Raw genomic sequence first — 6,808 nt, forward strand, 5'->3', positions numbered from 1 at the left:
GGACTGACCGCTCCCCCGGCGGAGTCCCACAACCGGCGCCGCGTCGGGGGAAGCCGCGGCGACCGGTCCCACAGCGGGGAGCTCCGGATCCACGCACCGGGGATTCCTGCCAGATCCTCGGTACGTCCTCCATCCTGCCGCCCGGCCCGCGACGGGGCATCCGAAGAAAGGCCCCACTCGCGGGGACCTTCGTCCCGCCGGCCGAACGCGTCGCACACTTGATAGCCCGTCCGGGTGGATAAGCTGCCCCCTGCAGGCCGCTCGGGGACCGGATGACGGCGGCCCACGGCTGGGAGGCAGGTCACCCGATGGCGCAGGCGAAGAGGATCGGCATGGCCCTCCTGCTCATCTTCGTGCTCTACTCGATCATCACCTCGCCCTCCCGGTCCGCGGAGCTGGTGCAGCTCGGGTTCGAGGGGATCTCGAACGCCGCCAAGGCGGTCGGCACCTTCATGACCGGTCTGATCAAGTGACGGACGGCCCGCGACCGGCCCCGGCGCACCGGCTACGGTGAGCGGGACCCTCTGTCCCCGTCCGCGAGGAGCGGCAATCGTGATCCGCCACCTGGTCCTGTTCAAGCTCAACGAAGGCGTCAGCAAGGACGAAGAGCGCGTGCTCGCCGGCGCCAAGGCCTTCGACGCGCTCGGCGCGGTGATCCCCGAGCTGCGCGAGTGGGAGTGCGGCTGGAACACCACCGAGCGCGACATCGCGTACGACTACGCGATCAACAGCCTGGTCGAGGACCGCGACGCCCTCCAGGCCTACCTGACCCACCCGGACCACCAGGCCGCGGCCGGCCTCTGGCGCGAGTTCGCCACCTGGGTGATCGCCGACATCGAGGTCTGAGCACCCGTCCGGCACCCGTCCGTCCGACCCCACCCGTCCGGAACCCGCCCCGGACGCGTCCCCCGGACGGACCGCCGCGCCCCGCCCGGCCTCCGGGCGGGGCGCCCTGCTCCGTCCCGGAACGATCCGTGCGGCACTTCGCCGGCCGGCCCGGGAAAGGTTGAACACCCCACCAACACACCTCCGTCGGGTGCTTGCCCGATGTGCGCCCACCTTGTGATGCTATGACCGGTTTTGCCGGACATGGCGAGGTACCGAGCCAGCCGCGACACCCGATCCGCAGGGCCCGCCGTTGACGACTTTGGGAGGGGTGAGGTGTCCGTGGACGAAGTGCTGGCTGCGATCACCAGCCCGGCCGGCGAGCTCCGCCCGGACCGGCTGCGCGGCCCCGGCGGCCGCCCCGCCGTGGACGTCCGGACGCTGACCCGGGTGCTGTTCGAGCGGCTCGCCGAGCTGCCCCCGGACGCCCCCGAGCGGGAGCGGGTGCGGGCCGCCCTGATCGAGGTGAACATCCCGCTGGTCCGCTACGCGGCCACCCGCTTCCGCAGCCGCAGCGAGCCGATGGAGGACGTCGTCCAGGTCGGCACCATCGGCCTGATCAACGCGATCGACCGCTTCGACCCGGGCCGCGGCGTCCAGTTCCCCACCTACGCGCTGCCGACCATCCTGGGCGAGATCAAGCGCTACTTCCGGGACAACGTCCGCACCATGCACGTCCCGCGCCGGCTCCAGGAGCTGTGGGTCCAGGTCAGCGGTGCGATGGAGGAGCTGACGGTGCTGCACGGGCGGGTGCCCAAGGTGCCCGAGATCGCCGCCAGCCTGCGGATCCCCGAGGAGGACGTGCGGGCCTGCCTGGACGCCGGGCGGGCCTACAACGCGGCCTCCCTGGAGGCCGCGCAGGAGCACGAGGGCGGGCTCGCCCTGCTCGACCGGCTCGGCTACGAGGACTCCGCGCTGGCCGAGGTCGAGCACCGGGACATGGTCCGCCACCTGCTGGTCCAGCTCCCCGAGCGGGAGCGCCGGATCGTGATGCTGCGGTTCTTCGCCAACCTGACCCAGTCCCAGATCAGCACCGAGCTGGGGATGTCCCAGATGCACGTGTCCCGGTTGCTCTCACGGATCCTGACCAGGCTTCGGACCGGCAACTCCTGGGAAGAGTGAGATTGCAGCCAGTTACCCCGGCGTGACATCTTGCGACGTTCGGGTTTGCCGTGGACCGTGTTCCGGTATGGAGGGGGAAGGCCCTCGCCGGGAACCACCGCGCGACGGCCCCCGTTCAACCGACAGTCACAAGGGGGTGGGTGCATGTCCGGAGAGCTGGGCACTGCGGAGATCCACGCCGGCCGGGCCACCGGCACGGCCGTCGCCGAGGACCTGGTCCCGCTGCAGCGGGTCGAGACGGTCCGGCCACCCGGCCCCGCCGCGGGAACGCAGACGCCGCCCGGCGCCGCACTGGACACCCGGACGCTCTCCCGCTCACTGTTCCTGCGACTGGCCGCGCTGGACCCGGGCAGCGCCGAGCACACCTACGTCCGCGACACCCTGATCGAGCTCAACCTGCCGCTGGTCCGGTACGCCTCGGCGCGCTTCCGCAGCCGCAACGAACCGATGGAGGACATCGTCCAGGTCGGCACCATCGGCCTGATCAAGGCGATCGACCGCTTCGACCCGGAGCGCGGGGTGGAGTTCCCCACCTTCGCGATGCCCACCGTGGTGGGCGAGATCAAGCGCTTCTTCCGGGACACCAGCTGGTCGGTCCGGGTGCCGCGGCGGCTCCAGGAGCTGCGGCTGGCGCTCACCAAGGCCGGTGACGAGCTCTCCCAGCGGCTGGACCGCTCCCCCACCGTCGCCGAGCTGGCGGCCTGCCTGGGGGTCAGCGAGGAGGACGTGGTCGAGGGCCTCGCGGTCGGCAACGCGTACACCGCCAGCTCGCTCGACTCCAGCACCGGCGAGGAGGACAGCGACGGGCCGCTGGCCGACCGGCTCGGCTACGAGGACCTCGCGCTGGAGGGCGTCGAGTACCGGGAGTCGCTCAAGCCGCTGCTGGCCAAGCTGCCGCCGCGCGAGCGCCGGATCATCATGCTGCGGTTCTTCGGGAACCTGACCCAGTCGCAGATCGGCGAGGAGATCGGGATCTCCCAGATGCACGTCTCCCGGCTGCTCACCCGAACGCTCACCCAGCTGCGCGAGGGACTGATCAACGAGGGCTGAGCCCGCCACCGGTGGCCGGGCCCCGCCCGGCCCCCGGCTCGTCCAGCAGCAGGTTGGCGCGCAGCCCGGCCAGCACCTCGTCGTCCAGCCCGAGCCCGTCCCGCCAGAACGCGTCGAACCCGCCCCAGCCGGCCTCGACCTCCGCGAAGGCCGCGTCCAGGTAGCCGCCGTCGGCCCGGAAGACCGGCAGGAGCAGCTCGGGCTCGCGCATCAGGCCACGGGCGGCGAAGTCGCCCAGCACCCCGCGCACGACCGGAGCCGAGCGCTCGTTGGTGAGCAGGTAGTCGGCCAGGACGGTCCCCCGGTCCACCCCGAGGGCCGTCAGCAGGAGCGCGGCGGCCCAGCCGGTGCGGTCCTTGCCCGCCGAGCAGTGGAACAGCAGTGGCGGGCCCTGCGGGGCGGCCAGCAGGCGCAGCAGGGCCGCGAAGCGCTCGCGCGCCACCGGATCCGTGACGAACCATCGGTAGAGACCGGTCATCAGGGCGGTCGCTCGGCCGTCGCCGAGCAACGCCCGCTGGCGCTGCGGACTTTGGTCGGCCAGCGCGTCGCGGACCAGCAGCGAGATGTCGAAGTCCGTTGCCAGCAGTGGTAGATGATGTAGCGTCACACCGCCTGGCAGGCGGTCCAGTCCGGCGCCGCGGACCTCGTCCATGCTCCGCAGGTCCACCACGCCGCGCAGGCCGAGCGCGCCGAGCGGGCCGAGGTCCTCGGCGGTGACACGGTTCAGGCCATCGCTGCGCAGCGCCACCCCGCGCCGCAGAATCCGCCCGTCGGCCGCGCGGTACCCGCCCAGATCCCGGGCATTCAACGCACCGCGCAAACCGAGACTGCGTCCGACCAGCGGCGTTCCGACGGGCTTCGGTGACGCATTCCGTACGCTCAGGAATCCCTCCGGCTCGGTATGCTGATCGACCACGTGAGCGCCTCCATTGCATATTCGGACTGTCACATGGCACAGCGGTGCCCGATATTGCATGAACCTGCCCAACGGGGCGGTGGGATGTGCAAGAGTGTCATGCGCGACGACGACAGTGTAGGTGCCCCGCCCACCCCACCGGGCACACCCTCGGTAACCACGTGTAGCACTCAGCTTCCGGTTTTTCATTTTCAATTCACTATTTGCGCCGCCGGTACGGTTCCGGTCACAATCAGCGCCTTCATGGCTTCGCCATGAACGTTGGTAACAGGTTCGCTGCACTCTCGCCCAATTGGTCCCTCGCACCGCCGTCCCTCGACCAGGATGGGCCCGGGCAGCCTGCTGCCCGCGAACAGCTACACGGGCAGGCGAGCGCCGAGGAGCGCCGCGCCGGCCCCAAGGGGAGGATCACCATGGGTCGAGCGACCCGAAGAGTCGCCGCGTGCGCGGCGGCAGTCCTGCTGGCCAGCGGCTTGCAGTCCACCCTGGCCCACGGCGACACCATGCCGCCCAGGATCGACCTCACCGTCCTGGTCGTCGACGACGGCGGCCCGTCCGTCGCCGCCATCACCGCCGAGCTGAAGAGCCAGGGCACGCCCTACAAGGTCGTCAGCCTCAATGACCCCAACCGTCCCGTGATCAACTCCGCTTTCCTGAGCGACACGGTGAACGGCCTGCCCCGGGGGAAGTTCCAGGGCATCGTGCTGCCCAACGAAAACCCCTTCCCCAACAGTGCCGCCGAGATGACGGCGATCGCGAGCTACGAAGCCGCATTCAACGTCCGTCAGATCGACGCGTACACGTGGGCCAACCCCGCAGTGGGTCTGAACTACGCTCAGAATCCCGGATTCGTGGGCACCCTCGACGGATTCCAGGGCGCCACCACCGCGGCCGGCACTTCGGGCCCGTTCGGGTACCTCAAGGGCAGCGTCCCGTTCGAGGACAACGACACGAACGTCAGCGAGAGCTACGGCTACCTGGCGACCCCGCTCGCCGGCCTGCCGGCCGGCGCCTCGTTCGTCCCGCTGGTCGACGCGCCGATACCCAATGCGACCGCCCGCGGTTCGCTGGTCGGCGAGTACACCCACGACGGCCGCAAGGAACTGGTCGTCACGTTCGTCTACAACCAGTACCAGCAGCAGTACCGGCTGCTGGCGCGCGGCATGGTCGACTGGCTCACCCAGGGCGTCCACCTCGGCTACGACCGCAACTACTTCGCCACCCACGTGGACGACGTCTTCCTGGCCGACGACCGCTGGGACACCACGCTCAAGTGCACCCCCGGCGACGTCACCTGCCCGCCCGGCACCCCGGACACCGCCAGCCCGATCCGGATGACCGTCGACGACGCCGACCACCTCAAGCAGTGGCAGGCCGCCAACAACTTCACCCTGGACATGGTGTTCAACGGTGGCGGCAGCGAGGACTGGAAGGCCGACCACGAGACCACCGCCGACCCCACGGCGGACCGGATGATCGCCGACCAGAGCAGCTACCGGTGGGTCAACCACACCTACACCCACCCGTACCTGGGCTGCGTCCAGAACGTCACCGTGGTGCCGTGGGTCTGCTCCAAGAACAGCGCGGGCGGCACCGTCTGGGTCGACCAGAACACCATCTCCACCCAGATCAAGAACAACGCCGACTGGGCCACCGCGCGCGGCCTCCAGTTCGACGCGCAGACCCTGGTCACCGGTGAGCACTCCGGGCTGCTGACCGCCCCGCAGGAGACCAGCGACAACCCGTACCTGGCCCCGGCGCTGGCCGCCAACGGCATCAAGTTCACCGCCAGCGACGCCTCCCGCGAGACCGGCCAGCGGGCCGTCGGCTCGTCCGTGCTGACCGTGCCGCGGTACCCGATGAACGTCTTCTACAACGCCGCCACGGCGAAGGAGGAGACCGACGAGTACAACTGGATCTACACCAGCAAGGCCAACGGCGGCAGCGGCGTCTGCGAGAACAACGCCAACTCGACCTGCCTGCCGCAGCCGCTCGACGTCAACACCGGCTACCAGTCGTACATCGTGCCGCTGGAGGCCCGGATCGACCTCGGCCACGTGCTGAACAACGACCCGCGGCCGCACTTCGTGCACCAGTCGAACCTGTCCGAGGACCGCATCCTGTACCCGGTGCTGGAGAAGATCCTCGGCACCTACCGCTCGCTGCACGCGGACAGCGCCCCGATCGTGAACCTGAGCCAGCGCGAGATCGGCCAGGAGTTCCAGCGCCGCGCGGCCTGGAACAACGCGCTCGCCGCCGGTCAGGTCACCGCCTACCGGGTCGGCAACACCATCACCGTGAACGCGCCGTCGGGCGTTCAGGTCCAGGCCACCATGCCGACCGGAACTGCTCAGAAGCTGGCCATCGGAACGGGCGGGTTCGGTTCGTCCTACGCCGGTACGCTCTCGGGTTGGGTGTCCCCGGGCGCGCTGCAGAGCAGCGTCACCCTGCAGCTGCCGTCCGCGCCGGCCGCCCCGGCCGCCGTCGCCCCGAGCGTCGCGGCCAAGTCCGTCCCGGCCCCGGTGCCGGCGGACAAGAAGGTCGTGCCGCAGGGCGTCGCGACCCCCGTCCCGGTGGGCCCGAGCGACACCACGCGCAAGCCCGCTCCGTCCCTGGTCCCGGGTAGCGGAACCCCGGTGCCGGGCAAGGACGTCACCGCTGGCACCATCGGTCAGGGCGGCGACGGCCACCACGGCAACACCGCTGCGACGAAGAACGGCAAGCCGTCTGGGGGGACGGCCACGCCGAGCAGCACCACCGGACGCTCCGGCAACCGGTAACCGGTAACCGGTACGATCCGCCGCCGGTGGGGTCGGGCCGGTCACCCGGCCCGAC

Annotated in this window: 6 protein-coding genes; 5 read left to right on the top strand and 1 reads right to left on the bottom strand. The window is 70.6% G+C overall.

Annotated elements, in window-relative coordinates; all coding sequences use genetic code 11:
- Positions 1-308 precede the first annotated feature (308 nt).
- The 4 genes from ACIQOV_RS20195 to ACIQOV_RS20210 all read left to right on the top strand — a co-directional run bounded on the left by ACIQOV_RS20195 (position 309) and on the right by ACIQOV_RS20210 (position 3,057).
- The gene (locus ACIQOV_RS20195; RefSeq protein WP_380636859.1) at positions 309-473 is read left to right on the top strand and encodes a hypothetical protein; all 165 of its coding nucleotides are present in this window, start codon (positions 309-311) and stop codon (positions 471-473) included.
- 79 nt (positions 474-552) lie between these two features.
- Positions 553-846 (top strand): Dabb family protein, encoded by a 294-nt coding sequence (locus ACIQOV_RS20200; protein ID WP_360351558.1) that lies wholly within the window; start codon positions 553-555, stop codon positions 844-846.
- Positions 847-1,089: 243 nt separating this feature from the next.
- A complete protein-coding gene (locus ACIQOV_RS20205; protein WP_380358919.1) occupies positions 1,090-2,007 on the top strand; it encodes an RNA polymerase sigma factor SigF in 918 nt (305 codons plus the stop codon).
- Positions 2,008-2,151: 144 nt separating this feature from the next.
- Entirely contained in the window at positions 2,152-3,057 is a 906-nt protein-coding gene (locus ACIQOV_RS20210) for an RNA polymerase sigma factor SigF (protein ID WP_401050241.1), read from the top strand.
- On the opposite strand, the gene ACIQOV_RS20215 is transcribed toward ACIQOV_RS20210, so the two are convergent.
- Positions 3,044-3,865: a tyrosine-protein phosphatase gene (locus ACIQOV_RS20215; protein WP_401050244.1), complete on the bottom strand. Its 822-nt coding sequence runs from the start codon at positions 3,863-3,865 to the stop codon at positions 3,044-3,046. The two genes, ACIQOV_RS20210 and ACIQOV_RS20215, sit on opposite strands and share 14 nt — an antisense overlap.
- Before the next feature lie 521 nt (positions 3,866-4,386).
- Between ACIQOV_RS20215 and ACIQOV_RS20220 the strand changes: the two genes are divergently transcribed.
- Positions 4,387-6,753 carry a hypothetical protein gene (locus tag ACIQOV_RS20220; RefSeq protein WP_401050247.1) on the top strand — a complete coding sequence of 789 codons (2,367 nt, stop codon included), beginning with the start codon at positions 4,387-4,389 and terminating at the stop codon, positions 6,751-6,753.
- Positions 6,754-6,808 lie beyond the last annotated feature (55 nt).

The organism is Kitasatospora sp. NPDC091257 (assembly GCF_044757675.1).
Classification (GTDB): Bacteria; Actinomycetota; Actinomycetes; order Streptomycetales; family Streptomycetaceae; genus Kitasatospora; species Kitasatospora lactacystinica.